Source organism: Streptomyces nigra (assembly GCF_003074055.1).
GTDB lineage: Bacteria > Actinomycetota > Actinomycetes > Streptomycetales > Streptomycetaceae > Streptomyces > Streptomyces nigra.
Window position 1 is genome coordinate 1,941,729 of sequence record NZ_CP029043.1, and the last position, 16,476, is coordinate 1,958,204.

At 73.4% G+C, this 16,476-nt stretch carries 15 protein-coding genes; 4 read left to right on the forward strand and 11 right to left on the reverse strand.

Going from position 1 to position 16,476, the window contains the following annotated elements; genetic code table 11:
* Positions 1-157 precede the first annotated feature (157 nt).
* Positions 158-937 carry an alpha/beta hydrolase gene (locus DC008_RS09015; protein WP_108706513.1) on the forward strand — a complete coding sequence of 260 codons (780 nt, stop codon included), beginning with the start codon at positions 158-160 and terminating at the stop codon, positions 935-937.
* On the forward strand, positions 930-1,568 hold the full coding sequence (locus DC008_RS09020; RefSeq protein WP_108706514.1) for a hypothetical protein: 639 nt from the start codon (positions 930-932) through the stop codon (positions 1,566-1,568). Before DC008_RS09015 ends, DC008_RS09020 begins: the two co-directional genes overlap by 8 nt.
* Positions 1,569-1,590: 22 nt before the next feature.
* Here the strand turns inward: DC008_RS09020 and DC008_RS09025 are convergent, their stop codons facing one another.
* From DC008_RS09025 to DC008_RS09050, 6 genes are all read right to left on the reverse strand, one after another.
* A complete protein-coding gene (locus tag DC008_RS09025; protein ID WP_108710615.1) occupies positions 1,591-2,346 on the reverse strand; it encodes an endonuclease/exonuclease/phosphatase family protein in 756 nt (251 codons plus the stop codon).
* Positions 2,347-2,477: 131 nt separating this feature from the next.
* A complete protein-coding gene (locus DC008_RS09030) occupies positions 2,478-3,431 on the reverse strand; it encodes an ROK family glucokinase (RefSeq protein ID WP_055624534.1) in 954 nt (317 codons plus the stop codon).
* 129 nt (positions 3,432-3,560) lie between these two features.
* Entirely contained in the window at positions 3,561-4,055 is a 495-nt protein-coding gene (locus DC008_RS09035) for a DUF5304 domain-containing protein (protein WP_108706515.1), read from the reverse strand.
* Positions 4,056-4,112: 57 nt separating this feature from the next.
* The gene (locus DC008_RS09040) at positions 4,113-5,288 is read right to left on the reverse strand and encodes an ArsA family ATPase (RefSeq protein ID WP_108706516.1); all 1,176 of its coding nucleotides are present in this window, start codon (positions 5,286-5,288) and stop codon (positions 4,113-4,115) included.
* A gap of 63 nt (positions 5,289-5,351) precedes the next feature.
* Positions 5,352-5,792 (reverse strand): SRPBCC family protein, encoded by a 441-nt coding sequence (locus tag DC008_RS09045; RefSeq protein WP_055624531.1) that lies wholly within the window; start codon positions 5,790-5,792, stop codon positions 5,352-5,354.
* Positions 5,793-5,934: 142 nt separating this feature from the next.
* On the reverse strand, positions 5,935-6,732 hold the full coding sequence (locus tag DC008_RS09050; protein WP_108706517.1) for a metallophosphoesterase family protein: 798 nt from the start codon (positions 6,730-6,732) through the stop codon (positions 5,935-5,937).
* Positions 6,733-7,029: 297 nt separating this feature from the next.
* On the opposite strand from DC008_RS09050, the gene DC008_RS09055 reads away from it, so the two are divergent.
* The gene (locus DC008_RS09055; RefSeq protein ID WP_108706518.1) at positions 7,030-8,826 is read left to right on the forward strand and encodes an AMP-dependent synthetase/ligase; all 1,797 of its coding nucleotides are present in this window, start codon (positions 7,030-7,032) and stop codon (positions 8,824-8,826) included.
* A gap of 79 nt (positions 8,827-8,905) precedes the next feature.
* Here the strand turns inward: DC008_RS09055 and DC008_RS09060 are convergent, their stop codons facing one another.
* Positions 8,906-10,048: a glycosyltransferase family 4 protein gene (locus tag DC008_RS09060; RefSeq protein ID WP_108706519.1), complete on the reverse strand. Its 1,143-nt coding sequence runs from the start codon at positions 10,046-10,048 to the stop codon at positions 8,906-8,908.
* Positions 10,049-10,168: 120 nt separating this feature from the next.
* On the opposite strand from DC008_RS09060, the gene DC008_RS09065 reads away from it, so the two are divergent.
* Complete coding sequence (locus DC008_RS09065; RefSeq protein ID WP_108710616.1) at positions 10,169-11,404, forward strand: glycosyltransferase 87 family protein; 1,236 nt, start codon at positions 10,169-10,171, stop codon at positions 11,402-11,404.
* 10 nt (positions 11,405-11,414) lie between these two features.
* Here the strand turns inward: DC008_RS09065 and DC008_RS09070 are convergent, their stop codons facing one another.
* From DC008_RS09070 to DC008_RS09085, 4 genes are all read right to left on the reverse strand, one after another.
* Positions 11,415-12,608, reverse strand: a complete 1,194-nt coding sequence (locus DC008_RS09070) for a hypothetical protein (RefSeq protein WP_108706520.1) — start codon at positions 12,606-12,608, stop codon at positions 11,415-11,417.
* 32 nt (positions 12,609-12,640) lie between these two features.
* Positions 12,641-13,657 carry a C40 family peptidase gene (locus DC008_RS09075; protein WP_108706521.1) on the reverse strand — a complete coding sequence of 339 codons (1,017 nt, stop codon included), beginning with the start codon at positions 13,655-13,657 and terminating at the stop codon, positions 12,641-12,643.
* A gap of 228 nt (positions 13,658-13,885) precedes the next feature.
* A complete protein-coding gene (locus DC008_RS09080; protein WP_108710617.1) occupies positions 13,886-14,920 on the reverse strand; it encodes a C40 family peptidase in 1,035 nt (344 codons plus the stop codon).
* 210 nt (positions 14,921-15,130) lie between these two features.
* On the reverse strand, positions 15,131-16,474 hold the full coding sequence (locus DC008_RS09085; protein ID WP_108706522.1) for an NYN domain-containing protein: 1,344 nt from the start codon (positions 16,472-16,474) through the stop codon (positions 15,131-15,133).
* Positions 16,475-16,476: the final 2 nt, after the last annotated feature.

The window sequence follows — 16,476 nt, forward strand, 5'->3', positions numbered from 1 at the left end:
AACCCGGAGTGCGACGGACCGACCCGACGGCCCTGGTCGGTGTCAGTGCGGTCGCGTACGGTGAACCTCACCGGGTCGTACCGACAAGCGGCTGCCGCGTGAGCCGATGTCGCCGTACACGTCCATGCCGTCCCTCTCACGAACGGGAGACCGTAAGGTGCCGGTCCTTCCTGGAGCCGAGCCGTACCGCCACGAGGGCACAGAGGTCGGGGTCCTCCTGTGCCACGGATTCACCGGCTCCCCGCAGTCGCTGCGCCCCTGGGCTGTGCGGCTCGCCGAGCGCGGGTTCACGGTCTCGGTGCCGCTGCTGCCGGGGCACGGCACACGCTGGGAGGACCTGCGGCTCACCGGCTGGCAGGACTGGTACGCCGAGGTGGACCGCGAGCTGCGCGCGCTGCGCGACCGCTGCTCCCAGGTGTTCACCGCGGGGCTGTCGATGGGCGGCGCCCTGGCGCTGCGGCTGGCCGCCAAGCACGGGCCGGACGTGTCCGGCGTGGTCGCCGTCAACCCGGCGAACCGGCTGCACGGCCTGTTCGCGCGGACCCTGCCCGTCACCCGGCACCTGGTGCGCACGGTGCCCGGGATCGCCGGCGACATCGCGAAGGAGGGCGGCGTCGAGATCGGCTACGACCGGGTGCCGCTGCACGCGGCGCACTCCCTGCGGACCTTCCTGCGCCTGGTCGACGGCGAGCTGCCGCAGGTCACCCAGCCCCTGCTGCTTCTGCGCAGCCGGGAGGACCGCGTGGTGCCCGCGGCGGACCCGGCCCGGATCCTGAGCCGGGTGTCGTCGACGGACGTGACGGAGATCGTGCTGGAACAGAGCCGTCATGTCGCGACGTTGGACCATGACGCGGACCGGATCATCGAGGAGAGCCTCGCATTCATCGGCCGGCTCGCGATTGGTGCCGGCAAGGAAGGGACGACCGCACGTGGCTGAGCACGACTCCGGCTCCGACCGCGACAGACGCGAGGAGGGCGAGCCCGAAGAGCAGCAGGTGCCGTTCGACGAGGACGCCGCCTGGGCCGCGATCGTCGCCGGGTACGGCGAGGAGCCGACGGATCCGCCCGGGGCCAAGCCGTTCAAGTCGGTGGAGGACCTGGCGCTGCTCGAATCGGGCACCAACGACCCGGTGGGCAGTGCCGCGGACGCCGAGCCGAAGGCCGAGCGGGCCGAGCCCGGCGACACCGCCGTGAAGGACGACGGCGGCGAGGACCCGCCGGTGCGCCCGCTGGGCGGCTCCGTCCAGTTCGCGCCCGGTGTCGGCCCCCGCGACTACAGCGTGCCCGAGCCGTCGGAGGAGGACTTCGACGCCGACGACGAGGGCCACTTCGTCCCGCCGGAGCCGCCGCCGCTGCCCGAGGCGGACGCGACCGCGAAGTTCGCCTGGCTCGGGGTGCTCGGCGGGCCGGTGCTGCTGCTCCTCGCCGTACTGCTCGGCTGGGACATGACCTGGTGGCTGACCACGCTCTGCGTCGGCGGTTTCCTCGGCGGCTTCGCCACGCTCGTGATGCGGATGAAGACCGACGACGAGGGCGACGACGACCCCGGCCGGGGCGCCGTCGTCTGACGCGGACAGCCCGTCGCCGGGATCAGCTCTGGCCGGCGGCGGGCACCTTGAGGGCGGCGAGCACCGGCAGATGGTCGGTGGCCGCCCGCAGATCCGCCTGGGTCACCCCAGGCTGCTCCAGCGGGACACCGCAGCCCAGCACCTGAATGCCCTGGGTGGCGAAGATCGCGTCGATGCGCTGATGAGGGTCGAGCGGGGTCGAGGTGTGCTCGCCGCCCCAGGGAGCGGTGGCCCAGCAGTCCTGGAGGCTGCCGGCGAGCTTGCGGAAGGTGCGGCCGGTGGGCCGGTCGTTGAGGTCGCCCCCGGCGACGGCGTGCTCCACGCCCAGCGCGGACAGCCGGTCCAGCAGCATGCCGGCCTGCTCCAGCCGCTCGTCCGAGTGCAGGGAGAGATGGCAGCTGAGGACGCCGAGACGGGCGCCGCCGAAGCGGACCACGGCGGTGGCGAAGCCCCGCCGGTGGTGCCCGGGGACGAGTGGCAGCAGCACGTCCTCGGTGCGCTCCACGGTGGCGCGCAGACCGCACAGGATCGCCGGACCCGCCGCGGGGGCACCGCCGGTGAGGATGACGAGGTCGGCGGCGCGGGCCAGCCGGGCGAGCTTCTTGCGCCAGCGGAAGAACCGCGGTGCCTCCTGGACGAGGACCAGGTCGGGGGCGCAGGCGCGGATCACACGGGCGAGGGCCGCGGTGTCGTCGCGCAGCGAGCGGACGTTGTAGCTCAGGACGCGGAGGGTGGCTGAACCGTCGGGGTCGGTGCGGGACTCGGGGAGCAGCGCCATGCCGATCAATGTAACGCTCGCCCCCGGCTCGGGGCGCGGAGTCATGCGTCGGCCGGTCGGTGTGGCCGGCCGCGCAGGTCCCCGCGCCCCGGAGCGGTGGCGCGTGCGGTGCCCTCACAGGGCGTACCGCGTCACATGATCGGGTCGGGCTCCCTCGCCAGGTCCGCGGCACCCACGAGTCCGGCCTTGTTGCCCAGCTGCGCGGCGATGACGTCGGCGACCGGCCGCCAGTTGCCGCCCACGAGCCAGCGCTTGTAGGACTTGCGGATCGGGTCGAGGACCAGTTCGCCCTCGTCGGAGAGGCCGCCGCCGACGATGAACGCGGACGGGTCGAACAGCGAGGCCAGGTCGGCGAGGCCGGCCCCGGCCCAGCGGGCGAGCTCCCGGTAGGAGTCGACGGCGACCGGGTCGCCCTGCCGGGCGGCCATGGAGATGTGCTTGCCCTCGATGCCGTCGGGGGTGCCGTCGCCCAGGCCGAGCAGGATCTCGGCGTTCTCCGGGGTGGCGTTGGCGCGCTGCTTGGCGTACCGCACGAGGGCGCGGCCGGAGGCGTACTGCTCCCAGCAGCCCTGCGAGCCGCAGCCGCACAGCAGGCCGTCCGGCACCATGCGGATGTGGCCGAACTCGGCCGCCACGCCGAAGTGCCCGCGGCGCAGCTTGTTGCCGATGATGATGCCGCCGCCGAGGCCGGTGCCCAGCGTGATGCAGATGACGTTGCGGTGGCCCTTGCCCGCGCCGAACTTGTACTCGCCCCAGGCGGCCGCGTTGGCGTCGTTCTCCACGACGACGGGGAGGCCGACCCGGGCCTCGACCTTCTCCTTCAGCGGCTCGTTGCGCCAGTCGATGTTCGGCGCGAAGTACACCTCCGAACGCTGGCGGTTGACGTATCCGGCCGCACCGATGCCCACGCCGACGATCTCGTGTCCGGCGCGCGCGCCCTCCACCGCGGAGGCGATGGCGTCCACGATGCCCTCGGGCGTGCCCGGGGTCGGCACCTTGTGGGTCGAGAGGATGTTGCCTTCCTCGTCGACCACGCCGGCCGCGATCTTCGTGCCGCCGATGTCGACGCCGATGGTGAGTCCCATGAATCCCTCAGTTTCGGTCGAGCCCCGCTACGGCCAACCGTACCCGAGGCCCCTGCCCTCCAGTCCGCGTCGTCCGTCCGGCGGACGGGGCCGGGGACCCAGGGGGTGTCTCGGCCCGGGCGGGCGGGGTCAGTCGAGGTCGATGCGCTCGCCGGGACCGGTGTCGTCGCCCCGGTCGCGGCCGTCGCGCGAGGCCTTGTCGGCGTCGTCCCCGGCGGTCCAGCGCCGCTCCTGATGCTGGACGGCCGAGCGGTAGGCGGCGAGCAGTTCGCCGCCGGCGGCGGCGAGATGGTCGAAGACGTCGGGGTTGCGCTCGATGACCGGTTCGACGGCGGCCTTGGCCTGCTCGACGACCTGCTTGACCACCTGCTGGGCGGCGGGTCCGGCGACCGCGCCGAGCAGCGGGGACTGCAGGGTGGAGAGCCGGTCGGCGACGGCGTCGACGAACTTGCGCAGCTCCTCGGCGGCCGAGCCGGGCGGCATTCCGTTCTGGGCCCGGCGGCGGGCCTTCTCCTCGGCGAGGTCCTCGGCGCACGCCGTCGCCCAGGCGTCGGCGTCGGCCGTCCGTACCTCGTCCACGGGCTCGTGCCCGTCCGCCTCGGACGGGGGGAGCTCTTCGCTCATGACGGACTCCTGACTACGGCTCGTCCCTACGACGTTACCCGAACGGCGCTACCCGCTTCACCGGGCGCGGGGCCACAGGCCGGGGTCCGGCGCGAACCGGATCCGCAGCTCGCCGTCGCGCAGTGCGGCCCCGTCCACGGTGCACCGCCGCAGCACGGAGGGCAGCGGCACGATCCGCCGGAACTGCCCGGCCGCGAGGACGAGTTCGTCGCCGCGCCGGATCAGGTCGAGCTCGTCGCGGTGGGCGCCGGGCAGGGGGATGTGCCAGACCAGGACGCCGTCGTCGGCGAGCCGGTCGGTGACGGGCCACTCGACGGTGGAGGACGTCCCGTTGACGACGGGGACCGCGAGGGCGGCGAGGTCGTCGGTGCCGCGGGGGTCGTGGCCGAGGTGGGCGACGTCCCGTACGTCGTGGGCGCCGCGCCACTCGTCGGTCACCTTGCGCTGGTGGGCGACGGGCCCGGCGAGCCAGCTCCCCGGTCCGGCCTCCGCCTCGGGCAGGACCCGGTTGGCGATCAGCACGTCGGGGCGCAGCCCCCGCAGGGCGAGGCCGAGCCCGGCGTCGCGCGCCGCGTCTGCGCCGCCCGGGCCGGGTTCGGCGACGAGCCGTACGACGGTGTCGCGGTCGGCGACGACGGCCTCGACGGCGGCGAGCTCGAGGTCCCAGCGGGCGGCGGTCTCGTACAGCCACTCCGCGGGCATGGGGACGCCGGCCAGCCGGCCGAGGACGGGTCGCAGGGCGCGGGCCGCCTGCCGTTCCGGCGGGAGCAGGCGGCGCAGATAGCGGCGCAGCTCCTCGGGCAGGGAGAGCAGGGCGAGGGCGGGGGGGGTGGCGGGCAGGTCGACGACGAGGAGGTCGTGTGCCTCCGCGAGCGCGGCGTCCCGCAGGGCCCGCAGCAGCGCGAGCTCCTCCGCGCCGGGCAGCGGGGTGACCTCCTCCGGGTCGAGCCGGGAGGCGCCGAGGAGGTCGAGGGCGCCGGTGGCCCGCTCCTGGAAGGCGGCGAGGTCGTCGCGGAAGCCGGTGGCGGCGTCGGGGCGCCAGGCGGCGAGCCGGGGCGCGGCCTCGACGGGGGCCGCCCCGGTGCGCACACCGAGTGCCGCGCCGAGGGTGTCGGTGCGGTCGGCACTCAGCACGAGCGTGCGGGCGCCGTCGGCGGCCGCCGCGAGCGCGGTGGCCGCCGCGACGGTCGTACGGCCGCTGCCGCCCGGGCCGGTGATCAGGATGGTGCGCATAGGGGTGAACCGTAACGGACGGCACGGTCCCGCCCCGGCGCGGTGCTCTCGGTGGGGGCGGAGCTACTTGGTGGACTCCACGCGCTTCTTCAGACCGGCCAGGGCGCGGTCGATGATGACCTTCTCGGCCTTGCGCTTGATCATCCCGAGCATCGGGATCTTGACGTCCACGGTGAGCACGTAGGTGACCTCGGTGGCGCCGGCGCCGGCCGGCTTGAGGAGGTAGGAGCCGTCCAGGGAGCGGAGCATCTGGGACTTCACCAGTGTCCAGGAGACCTCGTGCTCGCCGGTCCAGGTGTACGCCAGCACCTGGTCGTCCTTGATCGCCCCGGCGTCCATGACGAGGCGGACCTGCTCGGCGCGGCCCTGGCCGTCGGTCGCGAGGACCTCCGCCTCCTTCACCTCGCCGGTCCAGTCGGGATAGCGGGCGAAGTCGGAGATGACCCCCATGACATCGGCCGGTGCCGCCTCGATCGTGATGCTCGAGCTGGTGTGTTCCGCCATCGCCGTGGCTCCTCCAGAAGCGGCCGGTGAGAATTCGTGGTGCGCACGCGTGCGCAGCGTGAAGGCTACCGCGCGCCGGGTCGGGTGGATCCACCCCCACCTGGGCGATCGCCCGGAAAGCGCCCGGGGGGCCTGATTCCGCTCACCATTCGAGTGCCCAGGGCTTCCCGGACCGCGCGAAGTGCCCGACGTTCACGCACTCGGTGGCGCCGATCCGCATCCGGCGGGCGAGGGGCTGGTGGACGTGCCCGAAGAGCGAGTAACGGGGCCGGGTGCGGCGGATCGCCGCCAGCAGCGCCCGGCTGCCGCGCTCGAAGCGCCGCGCGACGGTGTCGTAGACGAGTTCCGGCACCTCCGGCGGGATGTGGGTGCACAGCACGTCGACCTCGCCGACGGCCTCGATCTTCGCGGCGTACTCCTCGTCGCTGATCTCGTAGGGCGTGCGCATCGGGGTGCGCAGGCCGCCGCCGACGAATCCGAAGGTCCAGCCGCCGATCTCGGCCCGCTGCCCGTCGAGGACGGTGACGCCGGGGCCGGCGTACTCCGGCCACAGGGGCGGGATGTCGACGTTGCCGTAGGTGGCGTACGTCGGTGTCGGCAGGACCGAGAACATCTCGCGGTACTGCTTGCGGACCGCCTTCTCGATCACCGCGGCCCGGTCCTCGCCGATCCCGGCCCACAGCCGCGTCCCGAGCTCGCGGGCCTCCTCGAAGCGCCGGGCGGTGCGCAGTTCGACGATCCGGTCGGCGTTCTCGACGCCGAACAGGTCCGGGAAGATGCCGCGCGAGTGGTCGGCGTAGTCCAGGAACAGCACCAGGTCGCCGAGGCAGATGAGGGCGTCGGCGCCGTCGCCGGCGCGGGCGAGGTCACGGGCGTTGCCGTGCACGTCGCTCACCACGTGGACGCGGGTGCCGTTGTTTCCCGTCGGTGTCGGTGCCATGGCGATCAAGGGTAGGCGCCGTGGGGCGGACGTGAACAGTGGCGGCCGAACCGATGGTTACTGGCCAGTCGTCCGAACGCTCGACTACTGTGCGCGCAGAAACACCAATCCGTGTGACGCAGCGAACATCTCGCCGGGACCCCCTGTCGGAGACGCCATACCGGCGGGTAACGTCCGGTCGGTCCAGTCGTGCTCTGGATTTCAACATGTGAATCCGTGAGCACCTGCCCGAGCCTTGGACCGATCGGTCGCATCACACAACGTCGTGGCGCCGGCGCCCTATGAGGAGCAGCAGTCTTGCGCGAGTTCAGCCTTCCGGCTTTGTACGAGGTCCCTGCGGACGGCAATCTCACCGACATCGTCCGCAGAAACGCCGCGCAGCACCCCGACGTGGCCGTCATCGCCCGCAAGGTCGGCGGTGCCTGGCAGGACGTCTCGGCGACCGCCTTCCTCGCGGAGGTGCGCGCGGCCGCCAAGGGCCTGATCGCCGCCGGCGTCGAGCCCGGCGACCGGGTCGGCCTGATGTCCCGCACCCGCTACGAGTGGACCCTGATGGACTTCGCCATCTGGTCCGCGGGCGCGGTCACCGTGCCCGTGTACGAGACCAGCTCGCCGGAGCAGGTGCAGTGGATCCTCGGCGACTCGGGCGCCACCGCCGTCGTCACGGAGCTGGACGCCCACACCGCCGCCGTCGAGTCGGTGCGCGACCGGCTGCCCGCCCTGAAGCACGTCTGGCAGATCGACGCCGGCGGCGTCGAGGAGCTGGGCCGGCTCGGGCAGGACGTCGCCGACGCCACCGTCGAGGAGCGCAGCTCGCTGGCGAAGGCCGACGACCCCGCGACCATCGTGTACACCTCGGGCACCACGGGCCGCCCGAAGGGCTGCGTGCTGACCCACCGCAGCTTCTTCGCCGAGTGCGGCAACATCGTGGAGCGGCTGCGGCCCCTGTTCCGCACCGGCGAGTGTTCGGTCCTGCTCTTCCTGCCGCTGGCCCACGTCTTCGGGCGTCTGGTGCAGATCGCCCCGATGATGGCGCCGATCAAGCTGGGCACCGTCCCGGACATCAAGAACCTCACCGATGAGCTGGCCTCGTTCCGCCCGACGCTGATCCTGGGCGTCCCGCGGGTCTTCGAGAAGGTCTACAACTCGGCGCGCGCCAAGGCGCAGGCCGACGGCAAGGGCAAGATCTTCGACAAGGCCGCGGACACGGCGATCGCGTACAGCCGGGCGCTGGACACGCCGTCCGGTCCGTCCGTCGGTCTGAAGATCAAGCACAAGGTCTTCGACAAGCTGGTCTTCGGCAAGCTGCGCGCGGTCCTCGGCGGCCGGGGCGAGTACGCCATCTCCGGCGGCGCCCCGCTGGGCGAGCGGCTCGGGCACTTCTTCCGCGGCATCGGCTTCACCGTCCTGGAGGGCTACGGCCTGACGGAGTCGTGCGCGGCGACCGCGTTCAACCCCTGGGACCGGCAGAAGATCGGCACGGTCGGCCAGCCGCTGCCGGGTTCCGTGGTGCGCATCGCGGACGACGGCGAGGTGCTGCTGCACGGCGAGCACCTGTTCAAGGAGTACTGGAACAACCCGGGCGCCACCGAGGAGGCGCTGGCCGACGGCTGGTTCCACACCGGTGACATCGGCACCCTCGACGAGGACGGCTACCTCCGGATCACCGGCCGCAAGAAGGAGATCATCGTCACCGCCGGCGGCAAGAACGTCGCCCCGGCCGTGATCGAGGACCGTATCCGGGCGCACGCGCTCGTCGCGGAGTGCATGGTCGTCGGCGACGGACGGCCGTTCGTGGGCGCCCTGGTCACCATCGACGACGAGTTCCTCGGGCGCTGGTGCGCCGACCACGGCAAGCCGGCCGGTTCCACGGCGGTGTCGCTGCGCGAGGACCCCGAACTGCTCGCCGCGATCCAGTCGGCGATCGACGACGGCAACGCCGCGGTGTCGAAGGCGGAGTCGGTGCGCAAGTTCCGTGTCCTGCCCGCCCAGTTCACCGAGGAGTCGGGCCATCTGACGCCGTCGCTGAAGCTGAAGCGCAACGTGGTGGCGAAGGACTTCGCCGACGAGATCGAGGCGATCTACCGGAAGTAGGCGCTCCACCGGAGACGAGCAAGGGCGCGGTGTCCCCCTCGGGGGCCCGCGCCCTCGTGCGTCCTGCGGCCGACCGGGCTCAGAGCAGGGCTTCGAGCCGCTCGGCCAGCAGGTCCCAGCGCCACTTCTCCTCGACCCACTCCCGGCCGCGCTCCCCCATCCGGACCCGCAGCTCGGGGTCCCCCAGCAGCGTGACGATGCGGTCGGCCGCGTCCTGCGGGGAGTCGCCGCGCACGACCCAGCCGGTCTCCCCGTCCAGGACGGCGTCCGGCGCGCCGCCGGAGTCACCGGCCACCACCGGCAGCCCGGTCGCCGACGCCTCCAGGTAGACGATGCCGAGCCCCTCGACGTCGAGCCCGCCCCGCCGGGTGCGGCACGGCATGGCGAAGACGTCACCGGCGCCGTAGTGCGCGGGCAGCTCCGACCAGGGCACCGCCCCGGTGAAGCGGACCGAGCCGGCGACACCGGTCTCCCGGGCCAGCCGGCGCAGATCCTGCTCGTAGGGCCCGCCGCCGACGATCAGCAGCACGGTGTCCGGCTCGGCGGCCAGGATGCGGGGCAGCGCGCGGATCAGGGTGTCCTGCCCCTTGCGCCGGACCAGCCGGCTCACACACACCACGACAGGCCGGTCCGTCAGCCCGAGCCGCGCCCGGACCTCGTCGCCGCCCGAGCCGGGGTGGAACGTCTTCTCGTCGACCCCCGGCGGCAGCTGCGTCATCCGCGCGGCCGCCTCGGGCGACAGCGCGCGGGCGATCCGCGAGCGGGTGTACTCGCCGAGGTAGGTGAGCGTGTCGGTGCTCTCCCCGATCCGGCCCAGCAGCCCCCGGGCGGCGGGCAGCTGCGCCCAGCCCGCCTCATGGCCGTGGGTCGTGGCCACAAGGCGCTCGGCGCCCGCCCTGCGCAGCGCCGGCGCCATCAGGCCGAGCGGCGCCGCAGCCCCGAACCACACCGACGTACAGCCGTGCTCCCGCAGCAGGTCCACCGCCCGCCGGGTCGCGTCCGGCGTCGGCAGCAGCATGGTCGTCCGGTCCCGTACGACCGTGAAGGGCTGCTCGGCGTCGAAGGCCGCGGTGGCCTCGGCGCCCTCCCGCCCGCGCTTCCAGGTGGAGGCGTAGACGACGAGCCGCTCGGGGTCGAGCCGCAGCGCCATGTTGTGCAGGAACGCCTGGATGCCGCCGGGGCGGGGCGGGAAGTCGTTGGTCACGATCAGGGTCTTGTGCATCGCCGCCGACCTTATCGAAGCGTCCATACGCGCCCGGGCCCGGCCGCGTATGTGGCCGGTGCCCCGCGGGACAGGACATCATGGTCCATTCGAGCCGGATATCGAACGGACGGGGTTGTGGTGGAGACGACGGGCACGCGGCGGTCCCTGGTGTGGCTGCTGGCCGTCTGGGGCCTGACCAGGACGGCCCTGCTGCTGTTCGTGTTCAAGGTGTACGTCTTCCCCGGCCCGGACGTCACCAGCGATGTGTCGGTGATCTACCACGACTGGTACGAGGTGCTGCGCGCCGGCACCTTCCCGCTGGACGACGTCACCTGGCAGTACCCGCCCGCCGCCGCTCTCGCCGTCCTCTCGCCGGCACTGGTCTTCTGGCTCGACTACACCTCGGCGTTCTTCGTCCTCGCCTTCTGCGCGGACCTCGTCGTCCTGCTGCTCCTGCTGTACGCCGGCCTGCGCCCGGGCCGGCTCGTCCGCGGGGCCTGGGTGTGGGTGGTGGGCGTACCGCTGCTCGGACCGACGGTGTACGCGCGCTACGACGTGATGGTGACCGCCGTCGCCGTGGCCGCGCTGCTGGCCGGTGCCCGGCGCCCGGCGCTGATGGGCGCGCTGACGGCGTTCGGGGCGATGCTCAAGGTGTGGCCGGTACTGCTGCTGGTGGCGGCCCGCCGGCGCGGGGCGTGGCTGTGGGCGGCCCTGACCGCGGGCGCCCTCGCGCTCGGGTTCGCCGTGGCCATGCCCGGCGCGTTCGCGTTCCTGACGTTCCAGCGGGACCGGGGCACCGAGGTCGAGTCGCTGGGCGGCCTTGTCCTCCATGTGGCCCGGCAGCACGGCTGGGACGGCCAGGTGCTGCTCAACTACGGCTCGGTGGAGTTCCTCGGCCCGTACGTCGACGCCGTCAGCACGGGCGCCCTGGCGCTGAGCGCCCTCGCGTTCGGCTGGCTGCTGCTGTGGCGGCTGTGGGCGCGGCGGTTCGCGCCGCACACGCTCGCGGACGCGGCGTTCGTGGCGGTGCTGATGTTCACCACCACCAGCCGGGTGATCAGCCCGCAGTATCTGGTGTGGCTGGTCGGCCTGGCCGCCGTCTGCCTGTGCTTCCGGGGCAGCCCGATGCGGCTGCCGGCCGGCCTGGTGCTCGCCGCGTGTCTGGCGACGGTGCTGGAGTTCCCGGTGTGGTTCGCGCACGTGGTGGCGAGCGACGCGCTCGGGGTCACCCTGCTGTTCGTCCGCAACGGCCTGCTGGTCGCCGCCACCGTGCTGGCGGCCCGCGCGCTGTGGCGCTCCACCACCGGGCGTCCCGAGCCGCTGCCCGTGCCGCCGCCCGCGGAACGCGCCCGCGAGACGTCCCTGCCCTCCTGAAGCGCCGGGATCAGCCGAACTCGGTGCGCAGATACGTCCGCCACCGCTCGGTGAACCGCTCCGTCGAGGTGCCGAGCACCTTCTCCAGGGCGTCCGCCACCGCGCCCTCGCGCCCGTCGTGCGCGCCGACGGCCCGGTAGAACGCGGCGAGCCGGGCCTCGCCCCACTGCCCGGCGATCATCCGGCAGGCCATCCAGCCGCCCTCGTACGCCCGCGCCAGGCGCCCGGACTCGCCGGTGAAGCCGAAGTCCGCGTCGGCCGGGAGCGCGGCCGGCACCCGTCCCTCGCGCACCGCGCGGGCCAGTTCGGGCGCGGCCTCGTCCGGGGTGCGGCCGCCGCCCCGGTAGCCGACCCAGTCGGCGTAGCCCTCGGAGAGCCACAGCGGGGTGGCGCGGGTGGTGTGGGCGCGGGTCGCCACATGGGTGGTCTCGTGGGTGAGGACGACCTGCCGGCCGAGGTCGCCGAGGACGCCGTACGCGTCCGGGTTGACGATGATCCGGTCCGCGGGGGCCTTCGCCGGGGCGTCGGTCTCGCCGGTGGTGACGGCGGCGATCCCCCGGTACGAGGACTCGGGCGAGCCCAGCAGGGCCGCCATGCCGGTCAGCGACTTCGGCACGAGGACGACGACGTGCCCGGACCAGTCGCCGTCCCAGGCCCCTGACACGGCGGGCACCGCGCGGTCGGCGAGCCCCGCGAACGCGCGCAGGTCGTTCTCGGAGCGGCCGACGCCGAGGACGAGGCTGTGGTCGCCGCGGACGGCCTCGACCCGGCCCTGGTCCCACAGCTGCTCGGCGGCGCCCTCGGCGGGCCGCTCGGTCCGCACGGACCAGTCGCCGTCGGTGTCCCGGGTGAGACCGAGGGTGCGGTTCGCGGTGACGGGCGCGCGGTCGTAGCCCTCGACGCGATAGCGCAGTTCGGCCTCGGCCACCGCCTGGTCGCCGTCCCGGCGCAGCCCGGTGACCCGGTAGGACCACTCGGCGAGGGGCACCTCACGCAGCCGCGACGCCCAGCCGGCCGCCCCCGTACGCGGGGACGCCGTCCGGTCGTGGCCGAGCAGGGCCTCGGCACGGCGGTCGAGGAGGTGCTGCACCTCGGTGCGGGTGCCGTCGGCGCCGGGCTCCCCGCCGCAGCCGACGAGCCCGGCGAGCAACAGACAGAGCGCGACCACGACCCGTGTTCCCGGCACCCGCCTGCGACCAGCCATTTCCCGATCGTACGGTGGCGCGGGCGCGGAGGTCAGACCCTGGTGACGGTCGCGCCGGGGATCATGCCCACCGGGTCGTAGCGCACCGGCGCCCCCGGGTAGGGCGCGTGGATCACCTGGCCGTTGCCCATGTACATCCCGACATGGCTGGCGTCGGAGCGGTAGGTGACGATGTCGCCGGGCCGGGCCTCGGAGAGCGGGACCTGCCGCCCGGCGTAGCGCTGCCCCTGCGAGGTGCGCGGCAGGGCGACACCTGCCTGCGCGTACGACCACTGGATCAGGCCCGAACAGTCGAAGCCGGACGGTCCGTTGGCGCCCCACACGTACGGCCTGCCGAGCGCGGACTGGGCGGCGGCGACGGCGGCCGCGGCGCGGCCCGACGCGGGCAGGGCGCCGCCGAGGCCGAGGAGTTCGTCGCGGCCCGAGCGGGAGGCCCGCTCGTAGGCGGCGCGGTCGGCGGCGGTCAGGGAGTTGAGGAGCCGGCGCGCCTGGGTGAGCTTCCGCTCGACGGTCCGCTTGTGCGTGGCGACGGCCTGGCGGCTCTTGTCGAGCTCGGCGAGTTTCCCGGCCGCCTCGGCCCGTTCCTGGGCGAGGCGCCGCATGGCGTCCTGGAGGTCCTTGAGCTCGCCCGCGTGGTGGGCGCTGATCCGGGCGAGGGTGGCGGCCCGGTCGAGGTAGTCGGCCGGGTCGTCGGAGAGCAGCAGGGCGAGGGACGGGTCGATGCCGCCCGAGCGGTACTGGGCGCCGGCCAGCGAACCGAGCGCGTCCCGCTGGGAGTTGATGTCCTGCTGCTGCCGGGCGATGCGGTCCTGGGCGCTTCTGACCTCGGTGCGCAGCTTCTCGGCGCGTTCCTCGGCCCGGTTGTACGCCTCGGTGGCCTTCTCGGCCTCCGTGTAGAGGCGGTCCACCTCGGCCCGGGTGTCGTCGTGCGGCGCGGCGACGGCCGCCGGTACGGCACCGAGGGCGGCGGCCGCGGCCGACAGGACGCACAGCGCTGCGCCGGCGCCCCGGTCGAACCCGGGTGATTCAAGGCGACGATGGGACCCCACGGGAAGCCGCGCTCCTTCCGCTGGCGGACAACGACTGCTCCCCCGGCGTCGGGGGAAACGCGGCAGACAGTAGCTCCGTGGCAGGGCGGCGACCAACGGCCGCGGCGGGCACACACCGTGACGCCCCGCCTCTGACGCAGGTCATCGGCGGGGCGCGGGGGCAGTCGGCGGTACCGCAATTCGCCCGATCGGGCGGCACGCGGCGTTGATCTTGGGTGGTGCTCCGGGTCAGATCCGGACGCCGAACTGGAACGGCATGTTGTTGATCGACTCGTAGCGCACGACCGTGCCGGAGCGCGGGGCGTGCAGGATCTGGCCGTTGCCGGCGTAGAAGCCGACGTGGTGCAGGTCACCGTAGAAGATGACCAGGTCGCCGACCTTGAGCTGGGACTGGCTGTAGATCCTCGTGCCGTAGTTGGCCTGCGCCTGCGAGGTGCGCGGGATGCCGACGCCGGCCTGGGCGAAGGCCCAGGAGGTCAGGCCCGAGCAGTCGAAGGAGGACGGGCCGGAAGCGCCGTAGACGTAGGGCGAGCCGATCTTGCTCTGGGCGGCCTGGAAGGCGGCCATGGCGCGGCCCGTGCCGGGGGCGGTGTTGCCGAGGTCGACGCGGTCCGAGGCGGAGCGGCTGGCCCGGGCGTCCTCGGCGGCGAGGGCGGCCTTCTCGGCGGCGCTGAGGCTGTTGAGCAGCTTCTGCGCCTCGCCCAGCTTGGCCTGGACCTCCTTCTTCTTCTTGCCCAGCTCGGTGCGGGTGGAGGAGAGGTCCTTGAGCTTGTCGGCGGCCTCGGCGCGCTGCTGCGCCAGCTCGCGCTGCTTCTCCTGGATCTTCTTCAGCGACTCGACCTGCTGAGCGCTCAGCTGGTCCATCGTGGAGGCCTTGTCCAGGTAGTCGTCCGGGTCGGCCGACAGGAACAGCTGGACGGAGGAGTCGATGCTGCCGGTGCGGTACTGCGCGGCGGCGGCGAGACCCATGGCGTCGCGGAGCTCGTTCAGGTCGTCCTGGCCCCGGGCGACGTTGTCCTGGATCGTGGAGATCTCCTTCTGGAGCTTCTCCTGCTTCTCCTTGGCGCCGTTGTACTTCTCGGTGGCCTGCTCGGCCTGCTCGTAGAGGGCGTCGACCTTGGCCTTGACCTCGTCCTTGCTCGGCTTCTCGCTGGGTGCCGCGTTGGCCGCCTGAGAACTGATGGCCACGGCGGCGGCTGCCGCGGTGGTGAGCACGGTCACACGTGCACGGCTCGGCTGCTTGGGTCGACGGTGGGACGCCACGGAGGTGAACTCCTTCTTCTGAGTGATCACCCGCTCGGAGGTTCGAGGCCAGACCCTAGTGACCCTCTTGTGATCAGATCAAATCCTCACCCGAAAAATCTCGCCCCAGCCGTCATTCTTTACACACAACTCACAGGTCGTCACCCAGGCTTGACGCTGCGTTGCGCGCGAGGGGCGCCAATTCGGGCATTGCGCCTGTACGTTGGCGCTTCAGGACAGGCGCTTGAGAAGTACCGCAGATGCCACGGGGCGCGCTCCGGCGCGTGCGACCCCGTCCGCCACCTCGCGGTCGGTCGAGGCGACGATGACGGGCCGGCCGGGCGGCTCGGCGCGCACGAGCTGACGGATCAGCTCGTCGGCCGTCACCCCCGGCTTGGAGAAGAGCACCCGCACCCCGCGCGGCGGCGCCAGCAGCACCGGCGCGGCCAGCTCGGCCCCGTCGAAGACACAGGTCACCTCGGCACCGGTCTGCGCGGCGAGCTGCGAGAGCTGGCCGAGGAGCCGCAGACGCTGCTTCTCCAGCGGCATCTGCGGATAGCCGGTCTTGGTGACGTTGTAGCCGTCGACCACCAAGTGCGCCTGGGGCAGGGCGAGAAGCTGGTCCAGGACGGCCGGGTCGTGCTCGGACAGCGCGCGGGCGGCGATGTCCTTCGGGGTCATCCGGCCCGGCTCGACCGCGTCCACGGTCTCGGCGGGCCGCACCGACACCGGCGGCAGCGCCAGTTCGCGGCGCAGCCCCTGCGTGGCGTCCAGCAGGGTGTCCAGGAGCAGCCGTACGCGCATGTCCTCCACGCTGCGCCCCTCGCGGGCCGCCCGGCGCGTGGCCTCCAGCGCCGCCTCGGCCTCCGCGAGCCGCGCCTTGAGCCGCCGGGTCTCGCTCTCGGCCGCCGACACCTGGGTGGTCCCCTCGGCCCGCACGGCCTCGATCTCGGCGTGGGCCTTGCGCAGGGCCGCCTCGCCGCGCTTGACGTCGCTGAGGGCCGAGCGCAGCTTGCGGTGCAGGGACTCGGCCTCCTTGCGCGAGGCGTCCAGCTCGGCGCGCAGCCGCTCGGTCTCGTGCCGGGTGTGCTCGCGGGCCTGCGCCAGCTCCTCGCGCAGCCGCTCCAGCTCGGCGCGGCTCTCCTCGCCGGCCCGCTCGGCGTCGGCCCGCTGGGCCTCCTCGCCGGCCGCGGTGACCAGCTTGACCCAGCCCGCGGGCCGCAGCACATAGGCCGCGGCCGCCACGTCGAGCGGGTCCGCGGCCGCCGGCGCCGAACCGGAGTCGAGGGCGCCGGTGAGCTCCGGCTGGGCCTCTCTGAGCTTCTCCCCGATGCGCTGACGGAACAGCGGATCGGTCTCCAGGGCGGCCGCCATCGCGTTCCCGGCGAACTTCGCCCGGCGGTTCGGCGCGAATCTGGCGTACTGCCGCAGCTGCGCGGGCAGTTCGCCGACGGTCAGCCCGCCGAACCCGTCGGACACGATCTGCACGACCCTGCGGCGCACCCCGTCGGGCAGCGGACGGTCGAGCACCTCAGCGGTGCCGTCGTCCGGCTCCCCGCCTTGTGTCTCCACCATCC

Excerpts from the sequence above, each read along its gene's own strand:
- DC008_RS09030 (WP_055624534.1), bottom strand. The coding sequence starts at position 3,431 with ATGGGACTCACCATCGGCGTCGACATCGGCGGCACGAAGATCGCGGCC.
- DC008_RS09045 (WP_055624531.1), bottom strand. The coding sequence starts at position 5,792 with ATGGCGGAACACACCAGCTCGAGCATCACGATCGAGGCGGCACCGGCC.
- DC008_RS09070 (WP_108706520.1), bottom strand. The coding sequence starts at position 12,608 with ATGGCTGGTCGCAGGCGGGTGCCGGGAACACGGGTCGTGGTCGCGCTC.
- DC008_RS09025 (WP_108710615.1), bottom strand. The coding sequence starts at position 2,346 with ATGGCGCTGCTCCCCGAGTCCCGCACCGACCCCGACGGTTCAGCCACC.
- DC008_RS09050 (WP_108706517.1), bottom strand. The coding sequence starts at position 6,732 with ATGGCACCGACACCGACGGGAAACAACGGCACCCGCGTCCACGTGGTG.
- DC008_RS09060 (WP_108706519.1), bottom strand. The coding sequence starts at position 10,048 with ATGCACAAGACCCTGATCGTGACCAACGACTTCCCGCCCCGCCCCGGC.
- DC008_RS09085 (WP_108706522.1), bottom strand. The coding sequence starts at position 16,474 with ATGGTGGAGACACAAGGCGGGGAGCCGGACGACGGCACCGCTGAGGTG.
- DC008_RS09040 (WP_108706516.1), bottom strand. The coding sequence starts at position 5,288 with ATGCGCACCATCCTGATCACCGGCCCGGGCGGCAGCGGCCGTACGACC.
- DC008_RS09035 (WP_108706515.1), bottom strand. The coding sequence starts at position 4,055 with ATGAGCGAAGAGCTCCCCCCGTCCGAGGCGGACGGGCACGAGCCCGTG.